Below are 22874 nucleotides of genomic sequence, written 5' to 3'. Positions count from 1 at the left end.
CATTGCGGCAAGGTCATTGCGGCAGGGGCGCGCGGTGCGTATCGCATTTATCCATGAGCACACGCCGGAAAATCCTCTTCGCCATTCTTGCCATTATCCTGATCATCGGGATTGCAATCTACTTCATCACCCGCGGCAGCAGCGCGGAATTGTCTGTCGATGCAGTTGCCGGGACCGATCCGGAGCTGACCGAACCCGGTGGAGGCCTGTTCCCGACTGTCGCCATCGCCAAGCCGGTCGGCTGGGAAGACGGCGAGCTGCCCGTCGCGGCTGAGGGACTTGTGGTTCAGCGCTTTGCCGACGGACTGGAGCATCCGCGCGTCCTCCACGCGCTGCCCAATGGCGACGTGCTGGTCACGCTGACGCGGTCTCCAAAATCCGAGGAAGACGGCGGGATCATGGCGTGGATCGCCGAGAAATTGATGAGCCAGGCCGGGGCGGTGGGCGATTCGGCCAACCAGATCGTACTGATGCGCGATGCCGATGGCGACGGCGTGGCTGAAGTGAAGCAGGTGCTGACGGATGCACTCGATTCGCCTTCCGGAATGGCGTGGAACGATGGCACGCTTTATGTGGCCAATCACAATGCGCTGCTCGCATTCGACTATGCGCTTGGCGATGAAACCCTTGGCGGTGAACCGCGCAAGCTGATGGATCTGCCGCCGGGTGGTGGACACTGGATGCGCAATATCGAGCTCAATCCGGAAGGCACCAAGATTTACATCGCAGTCGGCTCTGTTTCCAATATCGGCGAGCAGGGCATGGAGGTCGAAGAAGGCCGCGCGATGATTTGGGAATATGACATTGCCGAGGGCAAGCAGCGCCAATTCGCAGTCGGCTTGCGAAATCCCAACGGGCTGGACTGGAACCCGATGTCGGGCGAGCTGTGGACCACTGTGAACGAGCGCGACATGCTCGGCGGGGATCTGGTGCCCGATTACCTGACCAACGTGCCGGTCGGCGCGCAATATGGTTGGCCGTGGGTGTATTGGAAGGACACTATCGACCAGCGGGTAGAAGCCCCGATGCCGGCTTATCTGACCGAATATGCCCGCCGTCCCGAATACGCGCTGGGGCCACACGTGGCGGCTTTGGGCCTGGTATTCAGCGCGGAAGGCAACCGGATGGGCGCAGATTTCGCTCGCGGTGCTTTCATCGCCCGCCACGGGTCGTGGAACCGGAAACCGCCTTCTGGCTATGACGTCGTGTATGTTGCGTTCGACGAGCGGGGCAATCCTGAGGGCAAGCCGATCGATATCCTGACGGGCTTCCTCAACGAAGACGGTACCACCAAAGGTCGCCCGACATGGGTCGAGTGGGCGAGCGACGGGTCACTGCTGGTTACCGACGACACCGCCGGTATCGTCTGGCGCGTGGTCGCACCGGGTGCAGAGGCGGCTCCGGCGATTGCCCGGTTCCGTACCGAATCGCTCCGCCCGCAGATCGAACTGCGCGGTGATCCGGCGGCCAGCTTCTCCGAAGATTTCGCCCGCGAGCGGAATGCCATCGGCGGAGAGTAATTCTCAACCCATCAGAGCGTCGGCGTCCAGCGCGTAGAACAGCTCTGCACCTGCAGTGGCAGCGGCTTTGAGGCCCGCAGCTTCGGGCACGACGTGATCGAGGAAATAGCGCGCCGTCACCGGCTTGGTCTTGGCCAGTGCCGGGACTTCGCCAGCTGCGACTGCCTGTGATTGCCGCAGCAATTGCCATGAAGTGACAGCAACCGCCGCCATCGCAGTGAAGGGTACGCTGCCCGCCAGCCGGTCATCGAGGCTCGCTTCCTCGCGCATCCACCGGGCAATTCCGGCGCAATCTCCAGCCAGCGCAAACAGCGCAGGCTCATCGGCCGCATCACGGGCAATGTCTTCGAACAGACCGATCAGCGCTTCGCCGCCGGCCAGGCCCAGTTTGCGGGTGACAAGATCGGCGGCCTGAATGCCATTGGTGCCTTCGTAAATCGGGGCAATTCGCGCATCGCGGTAATGCTGGGCGGCGCCGGTTTCCTCGACAAAGCCCATCCCGCCATGAATTTGCACGCCGATGCTGGCGACATCGATCCCGGTGTCTGTCGCCCAAGCCTTCAGCATCGGGACCAGCACTTCTGCACGTATTTTGGCGTTCTCGTCGCCCAGTGTTCCGCGATCGACTTGGCCGGATGTGTAATAGAGCAGCGCCCGCATCCCTTCGGTCAGCGCCTTCATCCGGACCAGCATCCGGCGCACATCGGGATGCTCCATAATGGCGACCGGCGATTTGTCGGGCGAACCGGCGCGGGCCGACTGCACTCGGTCGCGGGCATAGGCCATCGCCTGCTGGGTCGCGCGCTCGCCGATCTGCACGCCCTGCGCACCGACATTGATCCGGGCATTGTTCATCATCGTGAACATCGCCGCCAGCCCGCGATTTTCCGCGCCGACCATTTCGCCGATGCATTCATCGTTGTCGCCGTAGCTCATGACGCATGTGGGCGAGGCATTGATGCCCAGCTTATGCTCCAGACTGACAGGGCGCAGATCATTGCGCGGGCCGAGCGAGCCATCGTCGTTCACATGGTATTTGGGGACCACGAACAGCGAGATGCCCCGGCTTCCTTCGGGTGCGCCCGGCGTGCGGGCCAGCACCAGATGGATGATGTTCTCGACCATCTCGTGATCGCCGAAGGTGATGTAGATTTTCTGGCCCTTGATCGACCATTTGCCCGCATGTTCGCCCGTTTCGATGGGCGTGGCGGTGGAGCGAAGCGCGCCGACATCGCTGCCCGCTTGCGGCTCGGTCAGGTTCATCGTGCCCGACCATGCGCCGGACACCAGCTTGGGCAGATATTTCGCCTGCTGCACCGCGCTGCCGTGGTGCTCCAATGCTTCGACGGCCCCTACCGACAGCATCGGCAGCAAAGTGAAGGCGTAATTGGCCGATCCGAGATTTTCCAGCACGTTGCAGGCGAGGGTGAAGGGTAGACCCTGGCCGCCATGTTCCACCGGTCCGGAAATGGCGTTCCAGCCCTGCTCGACATAGCCCTCATAGGCTTGCCTAAAGCCTTCAGGTAGGCGGACAACGCCGTTCTCCAGCTTCGCGCCCTCGGTATCGCCAATCCGGTTGAGCGGAGCCCATTCGCCCGCCGCGAACTCACCGATCCCGCCGACGATCGCTTCCACCATATCGGCCTCGGCCGCGGCAAAGCGTTCGTGGCTCGCCAGATCTGCGATCCCGGCGTTTACTTTGATGGCCAGCAACTGATCCTGGGTGGCGGGGGAATAGGGGGTCACGTGCATTTCCTCTTGGCTTGTTGCTGGGGCGAATATAGCGCGCGGGCATGACCGGCAAGCGCGCTACGGAACGGCTGGATGCCGATGATGCGGGAATCGCGCGGGCGGTGGAGATTCTCCGGCGGGGTGGCCTTGCGGCGATTCCGACAGAGACGGTGTACGGGTTGGCGGCGCGAGCCGATGATGCGGATGCTGTCGCGGCGATCTACGCCGCGAAGGGCCGCCCGTCTTTCAATCCGCTGATCGTGCATGTGCCGGATATGGCGGCAGCAGAGGCGCTTGCCGAGTGGGACGAAAGGGCACGGTCGCTGGCTGCGGCGTTTTGGCCGGGGCCGCTGACCATTGTATTACCGCTGTGCGCAGATGCAGGCCTTGCGCCGGCAGTGACGGGCGGCCTCGATACGATTGCCCTGCGGTGCCCGGCGCACCCCGTTATGCGCGATGTGCTGGCGGGGTTGGGCACTCCTCTGGCAGCCCCATCGGCCAATCGCAGCGAAACGGTCAGCCCGACGCAGGCCGGCCATGTGCTGGCCACGCTGGACGGACGGATCGACGCCGTTCTGGATGCTGGCCCCTGCGAGCGCGGTCTGGAATCGACGATTGTGGCGGTGGAGCGCGATGGCGGGTGGTCGGTGCTCCGGCCCGGCCCGATCGCTGTGGGCCAACTTGCTGCGGTGACGGGAACAGCGCCGGAGGATGCTGGGGGAACGATCCGCGCACCGGGGCAATTGGCGCGGCATTATGCTCCGGGTAAACCGGTGCGGCTGGAGGCGCAGACGGCGCGGGCGGATGAGTTCCTTATTGGCTTCGGCGAAGTGTTGGGGGACTGGTCGCTCTCACCCGGCGGCGATCTGGCAGAGGCGGCGGCGCGGCTCTACGCGGGGCTTCACCGGGCCGCGCAGTCGGGGCAAGCGCGCATTGCAGTCGCGCCGATCCCGCATGAGGGGCTGGGAACAGCGATCAATGACCGGCTGAAGCGGGCTGCCGCCTAGCCGCTTTACCGTTTAGCGCGGTTCGAGCGGAACGGTGGGCAGGATCGCCTGGATTTCCGCATAGGTCTCGCGCGCATCGGCGCAGGCGCCTGCATCGCCACCTTCGCATCGCGCGCGTTCTTTCGAGTATTGCCGCTCCAGCTCGGCCAGCTTCGCCTCCCGCTGACGGATTTCGCGCCCGCGCTTCTCGTCCGCTTCGGACTGGCTGGTGGTGGCCACGTCGACGGCCTTGCCCGCTGCCCTCACCGGCAAAGTGACCACATCAAGAGCGGTTTTCGCAAGGCATCCCTGCATCATGAAGGCGGCAGGGACAATCAGTGCAAAGCGCATGACGGTGCTGCGGCTGGAAAGGTTGGGGAAGGGCTGGCGCATGGCGGTGTTCTCCTGAGGCGAAACCGCCTGACACATCAGTCCTTACCCTATCGTGACCGCGAGTGCGACTACTCCCCGCCCGCTTGCGCCCGCAGGGCGTTCGCTTCGGCGCGTGCCGCATCGGCTTCGGCCCGTGCAGCGCGTGCTTCGGCCTGCGCCGCGCGCAGCTCGGCCTCGGCGACACTCGCGTCGGCCGAGGAGGGCGCAGCAGGTGCTTCCGGAGCTTCCGGCGCGGTGGGCGCGGCTGCAGCTTTGGGGGCAGTATCCTTGTCCTTGGCCTTTACCTTGCCCTTGTTGCAGCGCAATTTGCCCGAGCCCATCGAATTGATCTCGCAAGTTGCATTCCCGACCACATCGACTGTGCCCGAACCCATGATGTTGGCCTCGACATTGCCGTCCGACGCAAAACCAGCCTTGCCCGACCCGGCGATATTCACCTCGGCGCGCTCGACTTTCAGGCCGCCCATATTGGCTTTACCCGACCCGGCGAGAGTCAGTTCGAGGCGATCGGCAGTTCCCTCGGCGTCGAGCGACCCCGATCCCGCGATCGTCACTTCCATCCGCTCGGCCGCCAGAGCGGCGACGCGGGCCTTGCCCGATCCGGCGATGGTGGCATCGGCGCTGCCGGCCATGCCCGGCAGTTCGATCGATCCGCTACCGGCCAGCACCATGCTGCTGGGCAAAGGCATCGTCACACGGATGGTGGCCTTCTCGTCACCCCAGCTATTGCCTTTGCGGGAAATGGCCAATGCGTCGTCGCTGCGCGAGAACCGAAGAGCCTCGGTCACGTCGCTGTCGCCCTCGACCGTGATATCCAGCGTGTCGCCTTCGGTCACGATGACATTATCCGGCCCCGCCAGAACAATCTCGGTCGGCGCGGGGCCGCTCATGTCGAGCTCGGCGAGCGGCACGGCGTCGCCATCACCAATGGAAATATCCACCCCGTCGCAGCCGGTTGTCGCGGTGGCGAAAAGCAGCGCGGCAACGGGCGCCAGCGATTTCATGAAACGGTTGAGCATCGGTCCCTCCAAAATGTGTATTAGCGATATAATACGCTAACAGACACATGGCAAGCCGACACACAAAGGGCCGCCCCTGCGGGACGGCCCTTCATCGGCCTGTATCGGCCGCTGGTCGAGAAGCGCGCTTACGCTTTGTCGTCGTCGTCGTTCTCGTAATATTGCGGAGCGTGCTCGCGCAGGATTTCGAGAATCTTCTCGAGCGCGGTCGGCTCATCGGTCTTTTCCATCGCGGCCAGTTCGCGGGCGAGGCGGCTGGAAGCGGCTTCGAAAATCTGCCGCTCGGAATAGCTCTGCTCGGGCTGATCGTCTGGGCGGAACAGATCGCGCGTCACTTCGGCAATCGACACCAGTTCGCCGGAATTGATCTTCGCTTCATATTCCTGGGCCCGGCGGCTCCACATGGTCCGCTTGACCTTGGGCTTGCCCTTGAGCGTTTCCATCGCCTCTTTCAGCGTCTTGTCGCTGGAAAGTTTGCGCATACCGATCGATTCGACCTTGTTGGTCGGCACGCGAAGAGTCATTCGCTCTTTTTCGAACCGCAGCACGTAGAGCTCCAGCTGCATGCCGGCGATCTCTTCATTCTGCAGTTCCATCACGCGGCCCACGCCGTGCTTGGGATAAACAACGTAATCGCCTACGTCGAAGGCAGGTGCCTTGGCGGCCATGAACATTCCTTTCCATTCGGCAGAGCCTGAAAGCGCTTTGCGTCAAAGCCCCGTGTCCCATGCGAAAGCTGCATGAGCCGGGCCAGTTCCAACGCTGTCGGGGGTATCCTGCCTTTCAACAAACCGTTCTGCGCAAGATCAAAACCCGCGCAGTGTGCTGATTATATAGCATGAGTTTGCAAAAATTGCGAGTCTTCGCTCACCGAAGCGTAAAGGCCTGGGCGAGACGGTGATTTGTTAGAAGGCCAGAGCCGTCAATGACGGCCCCCGAAAGGCGAAGCGTCAGTCGCCTTCGCCCGGTGCCTCACTGAAGAACTTCTCGTATTTTCCCTCTTCGCCCTTATGCTCATCGGCGTCGGCAGGTGGTTCTTTCTGACTGGTGATGTTGGGCCATTCGGCCGACATCTTGGTGTTAATCTCCAGCCATTTTTCCAGATTGTCTTCGGTGTCGGGCAGGATGGCCTCCGCCGGGCATTCCGGCTCGCACACGCCGCAATCGATGCATTCGCTGGGATTGATGACCAGCATGTTTTCGCCTTCGTAGAAACAATCCACGGGGCACACCTCTACGCAGTCGGTGTATTTGCATTTGATGCATGCGTCGGTGACGACATAAGTCATGGGCGCTCGGTCCTTGCGTGTGCCTGATGTTGCGTGCGTGCTAAATCGCTTATCCCGTCGGGGTCAAGCACGAGATAGCACGATTGTGCCTCTTCCGCCGGTCCGTGGCGTTCCGGCAGGCGCTCGATCCGGCACACCAGCACGCTCTTGGCCTGCGGGAGAGTGAGAACATCGCCCACGCTAACCGGATGGCTTGCGCGGCGGACACGGGCGCCGTTGATGCGGATATGGCCGGTGAGCGCCTTGGCCTGCGCCATGCTGCGGGTCCGGGCGAACCGGAGGCGGCAGAGCAGAAGGTCGAGGCGCATTCGCGGCCTAGGGCTTCATCAGATCGGCAAGACCGGCAAACGCCTTTCCGGTCGCCGGACCCGTCGAAGGCTTCTTCGGTGGGCCCGAGGGCTTGTTATGACGTCGCTTATCGCCTTTCCGCGTGCCGGATGGGCCTTTCGGCTTATCCTGGCGCTTGTGTTGGGAATTCTGGGGCCCGCGTTTCTTCTTCGGCATTCCACCGGGCCGCCAGCTCCATTGATCGAGCGCAGGGGGGCCAAAGGCTCCTTCGGCCAAGACCTTCGCCTTGTGCTGGCGGAATCCCGCTGCGCCGAGCAGACGCTGCCAGCTATCCAGCGTGAGCCCAGTCGAAATCGCAAGGGCTGGGTTAAGCGGGACACCAGTTTTTCCACCTCGCTTTCCGCTGTCCGCCTTCGCACGTGCCTCATGCGCTGCGCGCAGCAGCTTCTCTGCGACATCCACGCGGACATATTGATCGCCTGCCGCGCGATATCCGGAGGGCATTTTGCCGTCCCCCGGCAAGACGGCGCGCATCGCCGGCTCCAGCGAGCGCCGGTCGATTCCGGCGGCATGCATCGCCTCGCGCGGGGCGGGCTTGAGCAGGTCCCGCGCGAAGATGTCCAGCGCTCCGAAAGTGACGCCCAGACGCCGCAGGAAGGGGCGCATTTCCTTGGGCAAATGCTCGATCCCCGCACGGTCGCGCGCGGCGTAACCATGCCCTTCCACCAGCGCCAGCAACAGCGCGCGCGCCTGCGATCCGGCCTCGGGATCGCGCGTCGCGGCAACCAGCTTCGACAGCCCCGCAAGCGGGGCAAGGCGCACTTCGACCCAGGTCTGCAGCGCCGCTTCGAATTGCGCGCGCTCGCCATCGGGCAGCACATCTAACTCGCGCGCAAGGGAAAGGCGCGGCTTCGCAGGGTCGGCGGCAAGATCGAGCGTGGCGAGCAAATGCCCTTCCATGCGGATGTCCCCGCGCACCAATTCGACATTCTCGAACCCGGAAGTGCGCAGCGCGGCAGCTTTCTCTCCCAGAATACGGGGCAGGGCCTTCTCACCAGCGGCAAGCAACATGCGCCGGTCCTCATGGCCTGCACGCGTGTCGACGACAAAGCGGAAGCCTTCGACCTTCCCGATCGCTTCCTCTTCGACCCGCAAAGTGCCGTCCTCTTCCAGCGTGACGGGCAGCAGGTTCGGGTCTTGGCCCATATTCTTCATCAGGATCGCAGTCCTCCGGTTTACAAAACGCTCGGTCAGCCGCGCATGCAGCGCGTCGGACAGGCGGGCCTCCACCGCGCGGGCGCGTGCCGCCATTTCGTCACGCGCCAGCACCCAGTCGGGCCGCTGGCAGATATAGGCCCAGGATCGGATCGCGGCTATCCTCCCCTGCAATGTGGCAATATCGCCCTGAACCTGATCCAGCTCTGCAATGCGCGCGGCCACAAAATCCGCCCCGATATACCCGTTTTGCAGGTCGCGCCAAAGCCGGGCGACAAAGCGCGCATGCTGATCGGCCCCCGCCTGCCGGAAATCGGGCAGCGAGCACGCCTCCCAGAAACGCCGCACGCTGCCCGCGCCTTTGACGCCGTCGGCCAGCGGATCGTCGGCAAGGGTTTTGAGAACGGTCAGGTCGATTGCTTCGGGCGCCGCGCGCAAGGTGCCGACCATCGGGCGCGCTTCCAGATCGCCAATCAGCACCGGCAAAGTATCGAAACGCGGCTCCGCATTGCGCCAATAGAGCTGGGTCAGCGGCGCAAAGGCGTTCTCCTCGATCGCGTAGATCTCTTCCTCTTCCAGCTCGAGCGGAGCACCGCGCCCTTTGTTGGACGTGCCGCCCAGCACGCCGAAGGTCCCGTCGCGCTGGTGCCGGCCTGCGCGTCCGGCAATCTGGGCCAGTTCGGCAGGACTCAAACGCCGTTTGCGCACCCCGTCGAATTTGGTCAGTGCGGCAAAGGCCACGTGGTTGAGATCGAGATTGAGCCCCATCCCGATGGCGTCGGTCGCGACGATGTAATCGACCTCGCCCGACTGGAACAATTCGACCTGCTTGTTACGGGTTTCCGGGCTGAGCGCGCCCATCACCACAGCCGCGCCGCCGCGATACCGCCGGAGCATTTCGGCGGCGGTGTAGACCCCTTCGGAACTGAACGCGACGACCGCGCTGCGCGGGGGCAGGCGTGACAGTTTGCGCGGGCCGATATGGGTGAGGGTGGAAAAGCGCGGACGCTCGGTAATTTCGGCTTCGGGCACCAGCTGGCGCAGCACCGGCTCCAGCGTGGCGGCCCCCATCAGCATCGTTTCCTCACGACCCCGGGCATGGAGCAGACGGTCGGTGAAGATATGCCCCCGCTCGCGGTCGGCGGCGAGCTGCGCTTCGTCCAGCGCGACAAAGGCATGGCCGCCGCCAGTCCGGTCCATCGCCTCCGCTGTGCACAGGAAATAGCGCGCATTCGGCGGCTCGATCCGCTCCTCGCCGGTGATCAGCGCGACTTGTTTCTCGCCCTTGATTGCCACCACGCGGTCATACACCTCGCGCGCCAGCAGCCGCAGCGGGAAGCCGATCATCCCGCTGGAATGGCCGCACATCCGCTCGATCGCGAGATGCGTCTTGCCGGTGTTGGTGGGTCCGAGGACCGCCTTGATCGGGGCGTCGCTCACGGTCTGTCTGTGGCATTGCAAACGGCCCGCTGCAAGGCGCGAAACCTGTGCTTTCAACTCATCGCCCTGCGGAGTCTGCTGGTCGCACATTAAACCGGCATTAACTTTAATTCGGCAGTGAGGTTTGGCATGGGACTCAGACGGGTCGGGTCGCACAAAACCCACAACCACGTCTGCCGACCCCTTTGCAGAAAAAGGGCCAATGTACGCTGAGCGGATAACATCCGATGCCGGTGGTCATCCGGACGACAGCCCGCAGGACGGGAAAGGCGATGCCGGATGGCGCGGCGCGACCCTGTCGCATGCCCAGATCATTCCCGCACAGGGTTCCTTCCTCTTGCGCCGGACAGCATCGCTCAATGCGCGGTTGGACGCTTGGGTGGTCGACACCTCTGCCAAGCTCGACCGGCTGGATCTGACACCCAGCCTGGCCGACAATATCGGCAGTCGCCGATGGTGGCGCGGATTGGGCACGATGCTCGGACTGGGATTGGCGGCCATCTCGTTCTGGCCCAGCTTTGCTCCGCTGGAAGCAGCGCCCGCCATGCCTTTGGACACAGACGTGCAAGACGAATTTCGCAGCCAGTCGATCATGCCGCTCGCCCTCGGCAGCGATTCGGGCCGCCGTATGGGCGCAACGCAGGCCGTGCGGCCGCTCGCAGACGCGCCGGAGCGTCCGCAAATCCAGCTGGTCGCCACTCTTGCGAAAGGCGATAGCTTCAGCCGCATGCTTCAGCGCGCTGGAGTGGGCCGATCCGACGCGAGCCGGGTGACCGATCTGGTCGCGCGGGCAATTGCGGTTGGCGATATCGAACCTGGCACACAGCTCGACATTACCCTCGGGCGCCGCGCTGCCGAAGGGGAGCCGCGGGCGCTTGAATCGCTTTCCTTCCGGGCGCGGTTCGATCTTGCTCTGGAAGTGGAGCGCGGCCCGGCTGGTCTCGCGCTGATCCGCAAGCCGATTGCCATCGACGAAACCCCGCTGCGTATTCGCGGTACGGTGGGCAACAGCCTCTACCGCTCGGCCCGCGCGGCAGGCGCTCCGCCGAGCGCGGTGCAGGCCTATCTTAAAGCGCTGGGCGGCCACATGGATATCGACCGTTCCGTTCGCGCCACCGACACCTTCGACATGATCCTGTCCTATCGCCGCGCCGAAACGGGCGAGCGACAGGCCGGCCAGCTGATGTATGCCGGTGTTGACCGGGGCGGGAAATCGACCACCCAGCTGATGCGCTGGGGCGACAAAGGAAAGTTCTACGAAGCCTCCGGCGTAGGTGAAACGCGCACGGGACTTGTCCGGCCCGTGCCAGGTGCAGTCAGCTCGAATTACGGCATGCGCCGCCACCCGATCCTTGGCTATCGCCGGATGCATTCGGGGCAGGATTACCGTGCGGGACATGGCACACCCATTCGCGCCGTGACGGATGGCCGGGTTGTGTATGCCGGGCGCAAGGGCGGGTATGGCAATTTCGTCCGGCTGAACCATGCTGGTGGGCTTGGCACAGGCTATGCCCATATGAGCCGTATCGCGGTGCGAAATGGCGCATCGGTGCGGCGCGGGCAGGTGATCGGCTATGTCGGTTCGACCGGCCTCTCCACCGGTCCGCATCTCCATTACGAAATGTATCGCGGCAACCGGAAGATCAATCCGGCGTCGGTCAGCTATGTCACCCGCTCCGAATTGAACGGCGACGAATTGCGCCGTTTCCGAAGTCGCCTGGCGTCGTTGAAGACGGTTGAGGCGGGTGCTGCGCTGACGGACATTGCGCCCAGCGGCCCGCAAGAGGTGGAAGTGCGCCGCGAGATCGACAAGCTTGACGCACCGGAGATGGCGCGCCCTGCTGATTGATAATTCGCGCGGTTTCGTGCCAAAGACTGCCGCCATGACAGCTTCCTATCCGGCCACGCGCCTTCGCCGCACCCGCGCCACTGCATGGAGCCGCTCCCTGCACCGCGAAACCGTGATGACCAGCGCCGATCTGATCTGGCCGTTGTTCATTATCGAGGGGAAGGGCGCAGAAGAACCAGTCGCCAGCCTGCCCGGCGTGTCGCGCTGGTCGATCGACGGGATCGTTGCGCGGGCGAAAGAGGCGGTCGATCTGGGCATCCCCTGTATCGCGCTGTTTCCCAACACTCCCGACGGCAAGCGCAGCGATGACGGGGCGGAAGCCTACAATTCCGACAATCTGATGTGCCGGACGATCCGAGCGGTGCGCGATGCGGTGGGCGGCGATCTGGGCATTCTCACCGACGTCGCGCTCGATCCCTACACCACGCACGGGCAGGACGGGCTGGTGGATGGCTCCGGCTATGTCGTGAATGACAATACGGTCGCCGTGCTGGTCGATCAGGCTGTCGCGCAGGCAGAGGCGGGCGCGGATATCGTCGCCCCGTCGGATATGATGGATGGCCGCGTGCACGCGATCCGGATGGGGCTGGAGATGAACGGCCAACCCAATGTGCAGATCATGTCCTATGCTGCGAAATACGCCTCGGCGTTCTACGGACCGTTTCGTGACGCCGTGGGGTCGGGCGGGCGGCTGAAGGGCGACAAGAAGAGCTACCAGATGGACCCCGCCAATGGCGACGAGGCCCTGCGCGAAATTGCTATGGACATTGCCGAGGGCGCGGACAGCGTGATGGTCAAGCCCGGGCTCGCCTATCTGGACATTATCACCCGCGCCAAGGCCCGCTTTGAAATACCGGTTTTCGCCTATCAGGTGAGCGGCGAATACGCGCTGATCGAAGCCGGTGTCGCCGCCGGTGTGGGCGAACGCGAGCCGCTGCTGATGGAGAAACTGATCGCGTTCAAGCGCGCCGGGTGCAGCGGCGTATTGACGTATCATGCGCCTCTGGCGGCGCGGCTGCTCAATGGCTGATTTTCACCACGAGACCGGGCGGCTGATTTTGCGCGATTGGCGCGAGGAGGACTGGGAGCCCTTCTGGCGGCATCTCAATACGCCGAACGTTACACGTCATCTGGGCGGTCTGGCCGATGCCGAGGGTCGCCAGCGGGCACGGCAGAGGCTCGAGCTCTACCGGCGCGAGCACGGCCACACCTTCTGGGTGACGCAGCGACGCCGCGACGGCGGGCATTTGTCGGGGGAAATCATCGGCTTCTGCGGTTTGAAGCGATGCAATGAACCGAAGGGGCCGGTCGGCGACTTCGAAGCCGGCTGGCGCTTGCGCGAGGATGCGTGGGGCCACGGTTATGCGAAAGAAGCCGCGCAGGCGTCGCTCGATCTTGCTTTCGAGCGGTTCGATGCGCCGCATGTTATCGCCCTGACCGTGGACGAGAATGCGCCCAGCTGGGGGCTGATGAAACGGCTGGGAATGGAACGCCGCGAGGACATGGATTTTCCCGACAGCGCATCCTGGGCCGTGGGCGAGACGATCATCGTTTACCGCATGGACCGGTCGCAATGGGAAGCGCTGCGCAGCGAGGCCGCGAATGGTTGAAATTGCGCCTGAAATTGCAATCGAAACCGAGCGGCTGATCCTGCGCGAATGGCGAGAGGAAGATCGCCAACCCTTTGCGGCGATGAATGCCGATCCCGAGGTGATGCGCTATTTCCAGTCCACGCTGACAAAATCGGAAAGCGATGCACTGGTCGACCGCATCGCTCTGCATTTCAGGACCCACGGCTTTGGCCTGTTCGCCCTTGAGCGCAAGAGCGACGGTGCTTTTCTGGGATTTACGGGTTTCTCTTCATGTCCTGAAAACACCCCTGTGCAGGGCGAGACCGAGATCGGCTGGCGGCTGGCGCAGAAATACTGGCGTCGTGGATACGCGCATGAAGCGGCGAGCGCCTGCGCAGACTGGTTCTGGCAAAACACGAACCGTGCTCGGCTTGTATCATACACCTCCGCTGCCAATCAGCCGAGCCGGAACCTGATGGGCAAACTTGGTTTCATCCACAGCCCGGAACGGGACTTCGATCACCCGGCCATTGCCAGTGACCACCCGCTCCGCCGCCAGGTGGTGTATGTTCTCAATCGCCGTGATGCCGCCAATGGCTGACATTGTGCTGGAGACAGAGCGGCTGATCCTGCGCCAGTTCGGAGAGGGCGATGTAGAGCTGCATGCGCGCTATCTGAACTCTCCGGAGATCATGAAACACATCGGCGGCGTGCGTGAATTGCATGAAATCGAGGCCAAGCAGGCCAAGTCGACGGCCGGTTTCGCCCGCGAGGGATTCGGGTTCATGTTGCTGATCGAAAAAGCCAGCGGCGAGCCTGTGGGGCAGGCGGGGATGAAGCGGGTCGACAATCCACTCGCACCCAATACCGGCATGCACGAAATCGGCTGGGCCATCCGGCCGGACCGGTGGCGGCGGGGCTATGCGGGCGAGGCAGTGGCGGCCATAATCGAATGGGCGTTCACGCGGCACGGCGTGCCGGAACTGGTCGCGCTCACCAGCCTTTCGAACGAAGCGAGCTGGCGATTGATGGAAAAGTTTGGAATGGCACGGCGCGAGGATCTGGATTTCGACGATCCCGCCTATGAACCTGACGATAGCCCCGTAATCCAATACTCGCTCACACAAGAGCAATGGGAGAATTCGCAATGACCACCAGACCCGGCGTCAATATCGTCCCGATCCACGGGAAGAGCCCGCGCATTCACGACAGCGCCTTCATTGCACCCGGTTGCACGATCATTGGCGATGTGGAGATCGGGGAAGACAGCTCGGTGTGGTACAATTGCGTGCTGCGGGCCGATGTCAGCCGCATCGTGATTGGCCAGCGGTCGAATGTGCAGGACGGCAGCGTGCTGCATTGCGACCCAGAGCGGCCGGGCGATCCCGATGGCTCTCCGCTAATTATTGGGGACGATGTGCTGATCGGCCATTTGGCAATGGTCCATGGCTGCACGATCGAGGATCGCGGCTTTGTCGGCCTCGGCGCGATTGCGATGAACAAGGCGGTGATCGGCAGCGACGCCATGCTGGCAGCGGGCGCGATGCTGACAGAGGGGAAGGTGATGGAGCCGCGCACCCTCTGGGCAGGCAGGCCCGCCAAGCCGATGAAGGAGCTGTCCGAGGCCGCCATCGCCGGAATGCGCATGGGGACGGCGCATTATGCGCACAACGCAAAAGAGCATGCGAAGGCCGTGGACGCAGCGCTGGGAAGCTGACGTCAGGGCGGCGGGAGTCGCGTCGCGTTACTTTTCGTTTGTGACCCTGCGGGCGGGGCGCATCCGCGCCCCTTGCTTCCTCGCTCATGCGACCTGAAGGTCGCGTCGCTGCGGGCGGCCAGTCGGCCTTGCGGGGCCTCTCGGCCCCGGGGCCATTCTAACTTATCGGACGGTGTTTCGATGTGCGCCCACCACACAACCCGTTCGCCCTGAGCCTGTCGAAGGGCCTCAGCTGTGTGGCGAAGCGCCAAAAGGACAAGTGCGATTCTTCGACAAGCTCAGGATGAGCGCATTGAGACGGGCAGGCGGCGACCGGTCCTAAACCCAGTGGGCTGCCAGTCCACGCGGGTGCGCAGAGACCCCCTAATCTCTGATTAGCGAACGAAGACTCTCAATACGATCCGCCTCGTGCACCGGTTTGTCCCACCGGATCCGGTGGATCCTCGGAAAGCGCATCGCTAGGCCGCTCTTGTGGCGTTTGCTTTCGTGCACGCTGTCGAAGGCCACTTCGAACACGAGGCTCTTGTCCGTTTCGCGCACCGGGCCGAAGCGGTTCACCGTCTTGCTGCGGACATGCTTGTCGAGCTTTTTCAGTTCCTCGTCGGTGAAGCCGGAATAGGCCTTGCCCACCGGCAGAAGTTCCGCGCCCGCATCGGGATCGCCGTTCCAGCAGCCGAAGGTGTAGTCGGAGAAGAAGCTGGAGCGTTTCCCGCTGCCGCGCTGGGCGTACATCAGCACGCAGTCGATCAGCAGCGGGTCGCGCTTCCATTTGTACCACAGCCCGGTTTTGCGCCCGGCGATATAGGGGCTGTCGCGGCGTTTCAGCATCAGCCCTTCGATGGCATCGTCGCGGGTGCCCTCGCGGATTTCGGCGAGGGCTTCGAAGCTCTCCGCCTCGACAATGGCGCTGATGTCGAAATGACTGGCGGGCAGTCTGGGCAAGAATTCTTCGAGCCGCCGCCGGCGATCTTGCCATTCCAGTGCGCGCACATCCTCGCCCTCGATCACCATCGCGTCATACAGACGAACGAAGGCGGGGCTTTCGGCCAACATCTTCTTGCTGACGGTCTTGCGGCCCAGCCGTTGCTGGAGTGCATTGAAACTGGCGGCCCCGCCTTCTTCACCGCCCTGCACATTGCCGCGCACCAGCAGTTCGCCGTCCAGCACTGCCGGAATGGTCAGTGCATCCAGCATTTCGGGAAAGGTCGCGGAAATATCGTCGCCGCTGCGTGAGTAGACGCGGGTCTCGCCGCCCGAGTCATTGGCAACATGGACCAGCTGCACGCGGATGCCGTCCCATTTCCACTCGGCCGCATAGTCCGGCATATCGACCACCGTCCCCTCCAGCGGATGGGCCAGCATGAAGGGGCGGAAGGTCGGCATATTGGCGATGTCCGGCGGGGCACCACCGTCAGCGGCCCAGGCGAACAACTCGGCAAAAGGCGGGGTGAGGGCATGCCAGTACTCCTCCACCTCGTCGACCGACACGTCGAAGGCCTGCGCGAAAGCCACTTTGCCGAGCCGGCTGGACACGCCGATCCGCATCGCGCCTGTCGCCAGTTTGAGGAGCGCATAGCGCCCCGAGGAATCCAGCCGGTCGAGCAGGGCGGGCAATTCGGTCACCACGCTCTTGCGGTTCATTGCTTCCAGCGCGGCAACCGTTTCGCTGACCGAGGGCGGCGGAGCGGCGTCGCCGGTCTCGCCCATCTGCGCTGTTTCCCACAGCAGGCTGGCCGTTTCTGCCGTATCACCGACGAAATCGCGGCTCAGCGACCACAGCACCGGGTCGATGCGCTCCTTCATGATGTTGCGGATGGTGGAGGATTTGACCGCCGGGAAATCGAGGCCGTCGGTCAGCGCAGCGAGCGCCCAGCCGCGGTCGGGATCGGGTGTAGCGCGCAAATACTCCGCAATCAGGCGCAATTTCTCGTTGCGGCTGCGCGTGTAGACCAGCGCATCGATGAGAGCGGCAAACTCCTCCATCTGCTACTCGTCCTCATCCTCGCGCCCGACAAGCGCGAGTGCGCGGGCGCGGCGCTGGTGGAGCTGGTTCCAGCGCAGCAGCGCTTCCTCGCGGCCATGTGTGATCCACGTTTCGACCGGATCGACTTCCTCGATGGTTCGGGTCAGCTCGTTCCAGTCGGCATGGTCGGAGATCACCAGCGGCAATTCGACATTGCGTTGCCGCGCGCGCTGGCGAACGCGCATCCATCCGCTTGCGAAGGCGGCGATCGGGTCAGGCAGACGGCGGCTCCAACGGTCATTGAGCGCCGACGGCGGGGCGATGACGATATGCCCGCGCATGTCATCCTTCGCAGTGTCTGCCACCAGTCGCAACTCGCCCAGCTCGACACCATGTTCTTCATAGAGGCGGCACATTTTCTCCATCGCGCCATGGAGATAGATCGGCTGATGATGGCCCGCGGCGCGCAGCTCCGCGATCACTCGCTGCGCCTTGCCCAGCGCATAGGCGCCCACCAGCACGCAGCGATCCGGATAGGCTGCCAGCCGCTCCAGCAGCTTGGCCATCTCGCCTTCGATCGGTGGGTGGGTGAATAGAGGCAGGCCGAATGTCGCCTCGGTGATGAAGATGTCGCAGGGTGTGACTTCGAACGGCGGACAGGTGGGATCGGCGCGGCGCTTGTAATCGCCGGTGCAGATCACCCGTTCTCCGCCATGTTCCAGCAGGATCTGCGCGCTGCCCAGCACATGGCCTGCGGGGATATAGGTCGCATCGACGCCGCCGGGCAGGCGGATCGTCTCGCCATATTGAACAGGTGTGGTCTCCCCGCCAGAGGGGCCATCGCCGGTCTGGTAGCGCAGTTTCATGATCGCCAGCGTTTCAGGTGTCGCGACAGTCGCCCCATGCCCGCCGCGAGCATGATCGGCATGGCCATGAGTCACCAGCGCCCGCGCGACCGCCTTGCCGGGATCGACCCACGCATCGGCAGGCACGACATGGATGCCCCACGGTTCGGACCGGATCCAGGAAAAGAGCGCGCTCATAGGATACTCAAGCGAAAGGGGCGCGAACCGTTCCCGGATCGCGCCCCTTTTGAGCCATTGTGAATTTGGGCTTAGCTGTCGCCGCCCGCATCCGCATCGGGCTTTTTCGCCGCCGGTTTCTTTTTCCGGACTGGCGGTTTGCGTTTGGCCTTGGGCGGTGCGGGGGTCAGTTCGAAGCTCGGCTTGCCGTCCTTTATGCTGACCTGCACTTCGCCGCCATCGGCCAGCTTGCCGAACAGCAGTTCTTCCGCCAGCGGCTGCTTGATCCGCTCCTGAATCAGGCGGCCCATCGGACGCGCGCCGAACAGGCGGTCATAGCCCTTGTCGCCCAGCCACTCCTTCGCATCGTCGTCGAACTGGATGTCGACATTCTGCTCGGCCAGCTGGATTTCCAGCTGCAGGATGAATTTGTCGACCACGCGGGCGATGGTGTCTTTGCCCAGATAGCCGAAGGGCACGACCGCATCGAGACGGTTGCGGAATTCGGGCGTGAACATGCGTTTGACCGCTTCCTCGCTGGCGTCTTCCTTCGACACATCGCCGAACCCGATACCCTGCCGCGCCATATCGGCGGCCCCGGCATTGGTGGTCATGATCAGCACGACATTGCGGAAATCGACCGTCTTGCCGTGGTGGTCGGTCAGGCGGCCATTATCCATCACCTGCAACAGGATGTTGAACAGGTCCGGATGGGCCTTCTCGATCTCATCCAGCAGCAACACGCAGTGCGGGTTCTGGTCGATTGCATCGGTCAGCTGCCCGCCCTGATCGTAACCGACATAGCCCGGAGGCGCGCCAATCAAACGGCTGACGCTGTGACGCTCCATATATTCGGACATATCGAAGCGTTTCAGCTCGATACCCATGATGCTGGCCAGCTGGCGGGCGACTTCGGTCTTGCCGACGCCGGTGGGGCCGCTGAACAGGAAGCTGCCGATGGGCTTGTCCGGATCGCGGAGGCCTGCGCGGCTCAGCTTCATCGCGGTGGACAGCTTCTTCACCGCCGCGTCCTGACCGAACACCACATGCTTCAGATCGCGTTCGAGATTTTCCAGCGCCGCCTTGTCGTCCTTGCTGACTGATTTGGGCGGGATGCGGGCCATCGTCGCGATGACCGCCTCGATTTCCTTGGCGGTGATCTTCTTCTTCCGGCGGCTGGGGGCGACCAGCATCTGCATCGCGCCAACCTCGTCAACCACGTCGATCGCCTTGTCGGGCAATTTGCGATCATTGATGTATCGCGCCGACAGCTCGACGGCCGTCTTCAGCGCGTCGGGCGTGTATTTCACCTTGTGATGCTCCTCGAAGGCGCTCTTGAGGCCCTTAAGAATCTTGATCGTGTCTTCGATAGTCGGCTCGTTCACGTCGATCTTCTGGAACCGGCGCAGCAGGGCGCGGTCCTTCTCGAAGTGATTGCGGAATTCCTTGTAAGTGGTCGAGCCAATGCAGCGGATCGTCCCGCCGGACAGGGCAGGTTTCAGCAGGTTGGAGGCGTCCATCGCCCCGCCGCTGGTCGCGCCTGCACCGATCACCGTGTGGATCTCGTCGATAAAGAGGATCGCTTCCGGCATCTTCTCCAGTTCGGAGACGACCTGCTTCAGCCGCTCCTCGAAATCGCCGCGATAGCGGGTGCCCGCCAGCAATGCGCCCATATCGAGCGAGTAGATGACGGCATCTTCCAGGACCTCTGGCACGTCCTTCTCGACGATCTTGCGCGCCAGACCTTCGGCAATCGCGGTTTTCCCGACGCCGGGGTCGCCGACATAGAGGGGATTGTTCTTGCTCCGGCGGCACAGGATCTGGACGGTCCGGTCGACTTCCGGGCCGCGCCCGATCAGCGGGTCGATCTTGCCGTTCTCCGCCTTCTGGTTGAGATTGACGGTGAACTGGTCAAGCGCGGTTTCTTTCTTGCCTTTGCCATCGCCCTTCTGATCCGCCTCGCCGTCGTCGGCACCGGACGGCGTGCTGGATTCGATCTGCTTGCCGCCTTTACCGATGCCGTGGCTGATGAAGCTGACCGCATCGAGCCGGCTCATATCCTGTTGCTGAAGGAAATAGACCGCGTAAGAATCGCGCTCGCTGAACAATGCGACCAGCACATTCGCGCCGGTCACCGTGTCTTTCTGCGCCGATTGCACATGCAGAATCGCGCGCTGGATCACCCGCTGGAAACCGGCGGTCGGCTGCGGATCGGCGGCCTCGTCGGTCTGCAGGGACTGGTATTCCTGATCGAGATAGGTCTGCACCACATCGCCCAGCTCGCCCATATCCACACCGCAGGCGTTCATCACTTCGGCGGCGTCGTCATCGCCCACCAGCGCGAGCAGCAGATGCTCCAGCGTGGCGTATTCGTGTCGTCGCTCCGACGCGAAGGCGAGAGCGTTGTGGAGGGTCTTTTCGAGATTTGAGGCAAAGCTGGGCATGAAGAAAGTTTGAACCTTTAAGGTTAATACAGGGTTAGCGCGGCCATCAGAGGCGCCAGGGGGAGCGGCGCATTTCGGTACGCTTTACCCGACGAATATGGGGTCTGTCGTCGCAGAGTCCATGGGGACCCAAGGCCGGGGTCGTGTCGTCAGCGCGGATCGGCCAGGCAATCAACTCGCCCGCTTCGGGCTGAACAGGGCGTCTGCCGCGGTTCTGTGCTGGTCCGCACGGGCGCGGTGCTGCTCCACACGGGCAATCTCAAGCTGCAGGAGGCGGATGCGTTCGGAAAGCTCGCCCTGCGAATAGGGGCCGAGATCCTCGACCGCCAACTTGCTGGCAGCATCGCCCTGTGGGCGCGGGCGGTCATCCTCTTCCATCGGGCCCTCCGTTTGCAAAACAGGATCTCGCAAGACGCATGGCTTGCTGTCAATGGCCTTGCGCCCTAATCAATCGCGAAAGCACCCGTTTCAGCAATGATCGGTGCATTTGGGCAGCAATCACAGGGGCAATCGGCATGGCAATCCCGCGGCAGATGCACGCAATCCACTTCGATGCGCCGGGCGGGCCGGAGGTTCTGGCATTGACCGAGGTCGATACGCCGCAACCGAAAGCCGGTGAAGTGCTGATCCGCGTCGCCCATGCCGGGGTCAACCGCCCGGACTGCATCCAGCGCGCCGGCCACTATCCCGCGCCGCCCGGAGCCTCGCCCCTGCTGGGGCTGGAGGTGGCGGGTGACGTCGTGGCGCTGGGCGAAGGGGTTGAAAACCTTGCGATTGGCGACCGGGTGGCGGCGCTGACACCGGGTGGGGGCTATGCCGAATATTGCACCGCCCCTGCCGGGCATTGTCTGCCGGTGCCGGATGGACTGGCGCTCAAGGAAGCTGCGGCGCTGCCGGAAACGCTCTTCACCGTATGGCACAATGTCTTCCAGCGCGGCTGTGCCAAGCCGGGCGAAACGCTTCTGGTGCATGGCGGGACCAGTGGCATCGGCACTATGGCGATCATGCTGGCCAAGGCATTCGGGATGACGGCCATCGTCACTTGCGGCAGCGATGAGAAATGCTCGGCTGCTCGCGACGTGGGGGCGGATCACGCAATCAACTACAAGGCGGCGGACTTTGTCGAGGAAGTGAAGGCCATCACCGGCGGCAAGGGCGTGGAGATCGTCCTCGATATGGTGTCGGGCGATTACGTCCCTCGCAACCTCAAGGCGTTGTGCGAAAGCGGGCGGCATGTAACCATCGCGGTGCTGGGCGGAATGAAGGCCGAGCTCAACATGGCTTTCATCATGAGCCGCCGCCTGGTGCTCACCGGATCGACCCTGCGCCCGCGTTCCGACCGCTTCAAATCGGCGCTGTGCAGCGAAATCGCCGAGCATGCTTGGCCGTTGGTTGCGGATGGCACCATCCGCCCGGTGATGGACCGCAGCTTCCCGCTGGCAGAGGCCGCTGCCGCCCATGCGCGGATGGAAGCGGGCGATCACATCGGCAAAATCGTGCTGGATGTCGCGCCCGAATAGCGGCGCTGGCGAACGCCAAAGCGCGCAATTGCTTGCCCTGAGGGCCGTGACCGACTAGATGGAACGCCAAGCGGCCGCTCCGAAAGGGGCGGCCCTTCTATTTTTACCCTCCTTTTGCGGGAACCCGAAATGGCTGACCAACCCAAACCCCTGATGCCCCACGCGACCGCCACCTGGCTGATCGACAATACCGGGCTGGGCTTCGAACAGATTGCGGAATTCTGCGGGCTGCACATCCTTGAGGTGCAGGCCATGGCGGACGATCTGGCGGGCAGCAAATATACCGGGCGCGATCCGTTGCATTCGGGCGAGCTGACGCAGGAGGAAATCGCCAAGGGCGAGAAGGACAGCGACTACGCGCTCGTCATGCAGAAGGCGCCGGTCGAAGTGACGCGCACCAAGGGCCCCCGCTACACTCCGGTGTCCAAGCGGCAGGACAAGCCCGATGGCATCGCGTGGATTCTCAAGAGCCATCCGGAAGTCTCGGATGCTCAGATCTCCAAGCTGATCGGCACGACCCGCAACACGATCGGCGCGATCCGCGAGCGGAGCCACTGGAACATCCAGAACATCCAGCCGAAAGATCCCGTGACGCTGGGCCTGTGCTCGCAGCGCGAACTGGATGCGGTTGTGGCGAAGGCTGCGAAGAAAGCCGGTCTGGCCGAAGATGCCGAGGCCGTGGCAGCGAGCAACACCAATGATCGCGAAAAACTGATCGAAGAGCTGCGCGCAGAACGCGACGCCAACGAGAAAGCGGCTGCCGAGGCGGTTCAGGAAGCCGAAGCCGCTGAATGGCTCGCCAACAAGCGTGCCGAGGAAGAAGCTGGCGACCCGCCCGCTGCAGGCTAAAAAACGCAGGTTTGCGCGTGTTTAGAGCCCTTTCGCCTTGCGCAAGGGGTCGCCCGTT

At 63.5% G+C, this 22874-nt stretch carries 21 protein-coding genes; 10 read left to right on the top strand and 11 right to left on the bottom strand.

The features are described from left to right. Positions 1 to 53 precede the first annotated feature (53 nt). Positions 54 to 1520, top strand: coding sequence for a PQQ-dependent sugar dehydrogenase (locus tag ACFCW2_RS05510; protein WP_379548624.1), 1467 nt, complete (start codon positions 54 to 56; stop codon positions 1518 to 1520). Between the two features lie 3 nt (positions 1521 to 1523). On the opposite strand, the gene ACFCW2_RS05505 is transcribed toward ACFCW2_RS05510, so the two are convergent. After that, entirely contained in the window at positions 1524 to 3272 is a 1749-nt protein-coding gene (locus tag ACFCW2_RS05505) for an acyl-CoA dehydrogenase (protein ID WP_379548623.1), read from the bottom strand. A 41-nt stretch (positions 3273 to 3313) separates the two neighbouring features. Here ACFCW2_RS05505 and ACFCW2_RS05500 point away from each other — a divergent pair, with 41 nt between their 5' ends. Beyond that, positions 3314 to 4258 (top strand): L-threonylcarbamoyladenylate synthase, encoded by a 945-nt coding sequence (locus tag ACFCW2_RS05500; protein ID WP_379548622.1) that lies wholly within the window; start codon positions 3314 to 3316, stop codon positions 4256 to 4258. A 12-nt stretch (positions 4259 to 4270) separates the two neighbouring features. Here the strand turns inward: ACFCW2_RS05500 and ACFCW2_RS05495 are convergent, their stop codons facing one another. From ACFCW2_RS05495 to ACFCW2_RS05470, 6 genes are all read right to left on the bottom strand, one after another. After that, entirely contained in the window at positions 4271 to 4630 is a 360-nt protein-coding gene (locus tag ACFCW2_RS05495) for a hypothetical protein (RefSeq protein ID WP_379548621.1), read from the bottom strand. A 68-nt stretch (positions 4631 to 4698) separates the two neighbouring features. After that, the gene (locus ACFCW2_RS05490) at positions 4699 to 5649 is read right to left on the bottom strand and encodes a head GIN domain-containing protein (RefSeq protein WP_379548620.1); all 951 of its coding nucleotides are present in this window, start codon (positions 5647 to 5649) and stop codon (positions 4699 to 4701) included. 128 nt (positions 5650 to 5777) lie between these two features. Next, a complete protein-coding gene (locus ACFCW2_RS05485; RefSeq protein WP_379548619.1) occupies positions 5778 to 6317 on the bottom strand; it encodes a CarD family transcriptional regulator in 540 nt (179 codons plus the stop codon). Between the two features lie 282 nt (positions 6318 to 6599). Then, entirely contained in the window at positions 6600 to 6938 is a 339-nt protein-coding gene (gene fdxA, locus ACFCW2_RS05480; RefSeq protein WP_379548618.1) for a ferredoxin FdxA, read from the bottom strand. Next, a complete protein-coding gene (locus ACFCW2_RS05475; protein ID WP_379548617.1) occupies positions 6935 to 7195 on the bottom strand; it encodes an RNA-binding S4 domain-containing protein in 261 nt (86 codons plus the stop codon). The genes fdxA and ACFCW2_RS05475 overlap by 4 nt, the downstream gene beginning before the upstream one ends. 58 nt (positions 7196 to 7253) lie before the next feature. Further along, positions 7254 to 9881, bottom strand: coding sequence for a helicase-related protein (locus ACFCW2_RS05470; RefSeq protein WP_379548616.1), 2628 nt, complete (start codon positions 9879 to 9881; stop codon positions 7254 to 7256). 202 nt (positions 9882 to 10083) lie between these two features. On the opposite strand from ACFCW2_RS05470, the gene ACFCW2_RS05465 reads away from it, so the two are divergent. From ACFCW2_RS05465 to ACFCW2_RS05440, 6 genes are read left to right on the top strand one after another with little or no spacing between them, the layout of a single operon-like run. Beyond that, the gene (locus ACFCW2_RS05465; protein ID WP_379548615.1) at positions 10084 to 11730 is read left to right on the top strand and encodes a peptidoglycan DD-metalloendopeptidase family protein; all 1647 of its coding nucleotides are present in this window, start codon (positions 10084 to 10086) and stop codon (positions 11728 to 11730) included. A 34-nt stretch (positions 11731 to 11764) separates the two neighbouring features. Then, complete coding sequence (gene hemB, locus ACFCW2_RS05460; RefSeq protein WP_379548614.1) at positions 11765 to 12760, top strand: porphobilinogen synthase; 996 nt, start codon at positions 11765 to 11767, stop codon at positions 12758 to 12760. Beyond that, a complete protein-coding gene (locus ACFCW2_RS05455; RefSeq protein WP_379548613.1) occupies positions 12753 to 13340 on the top strand; it encodes a GNAT family N-acetyltransferase in 588 nt (195 codons plus the stop codon). The genes hemB and ACFCW2_RS05455 overlap by 8 nt, the downstream gene beginning before the upstream one ends. Continuing rightward, on the top strand, positions 13333 to 13902 hold the full coding sequence (locus ACFCW2_RS05450) for a GNAT family N-acetyltransferase (protein ID WP_379548612.1): 570 nt from the start codon (positions 13333 to 13335) through the stop codon (positions 13900 to 13902). The genes ACFCW2_RS05455 and ACFCW2_RS05450 overlap by 8 nt, the downstream gene beginning before the upstream one ends. Beyond that, positions 13895 to 14452 (top strand): GNAT family N-acetyltransferase, encoded by a 558-nt coding sequence (locus ACFCW2_RS05445; RefSeq protein ID WP_379548611.1) that lies wholly within the window; start codon positions 13895 to 13897, stop codon positions 14450 to 14452. Before ACFCW2_RS05450 ends, ACFCW2_RS05445 begins: the two co-directional genes overlap by 8 nt. Further along, entirely contained in the window at positions 14449 to 15018 is a 570-nt protein-coding gene (locus tag ACFCW2_RS05440) for a gamma carbonic anhydrase family protein (RefSeq protein ID WP_379548610.1), read from the top strand. The genes ACFCW2_RS05445 and ACFCW2_RS05440 overlap by 4 nt, the downstream gene beginning before the upstream one ends. A gap of 363 nt (positions 15019 to 15381) precedes the next feature. Here ACFCW2_RS05440 and ACFCW2_RS05435 read toward each other — a convergent pair whose 3' ends face one another. The 4 genes from ACFCW2_RS05435 to ACFCW2_RS05420 form a co-directional block, all read right to left on the bottom strand. Further along, positions 15382 to 17001: a cisplatin damage response ATP-dependent DNA ligase gene (locus ACFCW2_RS05435; protein WP_379548609.1), complete on the bottom strand. Its 1620-nt coding sequence runs from the start codon at positions 16999 to 17001 to the stop codon at positions 15382 to 15384. A gap of 3 nt (positions 17002 to 17004) precedes the next feature. Next, positions 17005 to 18024, bottom strand: coding sequence for a ligase-associated DNA damage response exonuclease (locus ACFCW2_RS05430; protein WP_379548608.1), 1020 nt, complete (start codon positions 18022 to 18024; stop codon positions 17005 to 17007). Between the two features lie 71 nt (positions 18025 to 18095). Further along, positions 18096 to 20447, bottom strand: a complete 2352-nt coding sequence (clpA, locus tag ACFCW2_RS05425) for an ATP-dependent Clp protease ATP-binding subunit ClpA (protein ID WP_379548607.1) — start codon at positions 20445 to 20447, stop codon at positions 18096 to 18098. A gap of 171 nt (positions 20448 to 20618) precedes the next feature. Beyond that, complete coding sequence (locus tag ACFCW2_RS05420; RefSeq protein WP_379548606.1) at positions 20619 to 20825, bottom strand: DUF1192 domain-containing protein; 207 nt, start codon at positions 20823 to 20825, stop codon at positions 20619 to 20621. 137 nt (positions 20826 to 20962) lie between these two features. Here ACFCW2_RS05420 and ACFCW2_RS05415 point away from each other — a divergent pair, with 137 nt between their 5' ends. Both ACFCW2_RS05415 and ACFCW2_RS05410 read left to right on the top strand, forming a co-directional pair. Beyond that, positions 20963 to 21967 (top strand): NAD(P)H-quinone oxidoreductase, encoded by a 1005-nt coding sequence (locus tag ACFCW2_RS05415; RefSeq protein ID WP_379548605.1) that lies wholly within the window; start codon positions 20963 to 20965, stop codon positions 21965 to 21967. Between the two features lie 129 nt (positions 21968 to 22096). Continuing rightward, a complete protein-coding gene (locus tag ACFCW2_RS05410; RefSeq protein WP_379548604.1) occupies positions 22097 to 22816 on the top strand; it encodes a cell cycle transcriptional regulator TrcR in 720 nt (239 codons plus the stop codon). The last annotated feature ends 58 nt before the right edge of the window (positions 22817 to 22874 follow it).

The organism is Qipengyuania algicola (assembly GCF_042492175.1).
Taxonomy (GTDB): Bacteria; Pseudomonadota; Alphaproteobacteria; order Sphingomonadales; family Sphingomonadaceae; genus CAJXSN01.
This window is presented reverse-complemented; position numbering and strand designations above follow the sequence as displayed.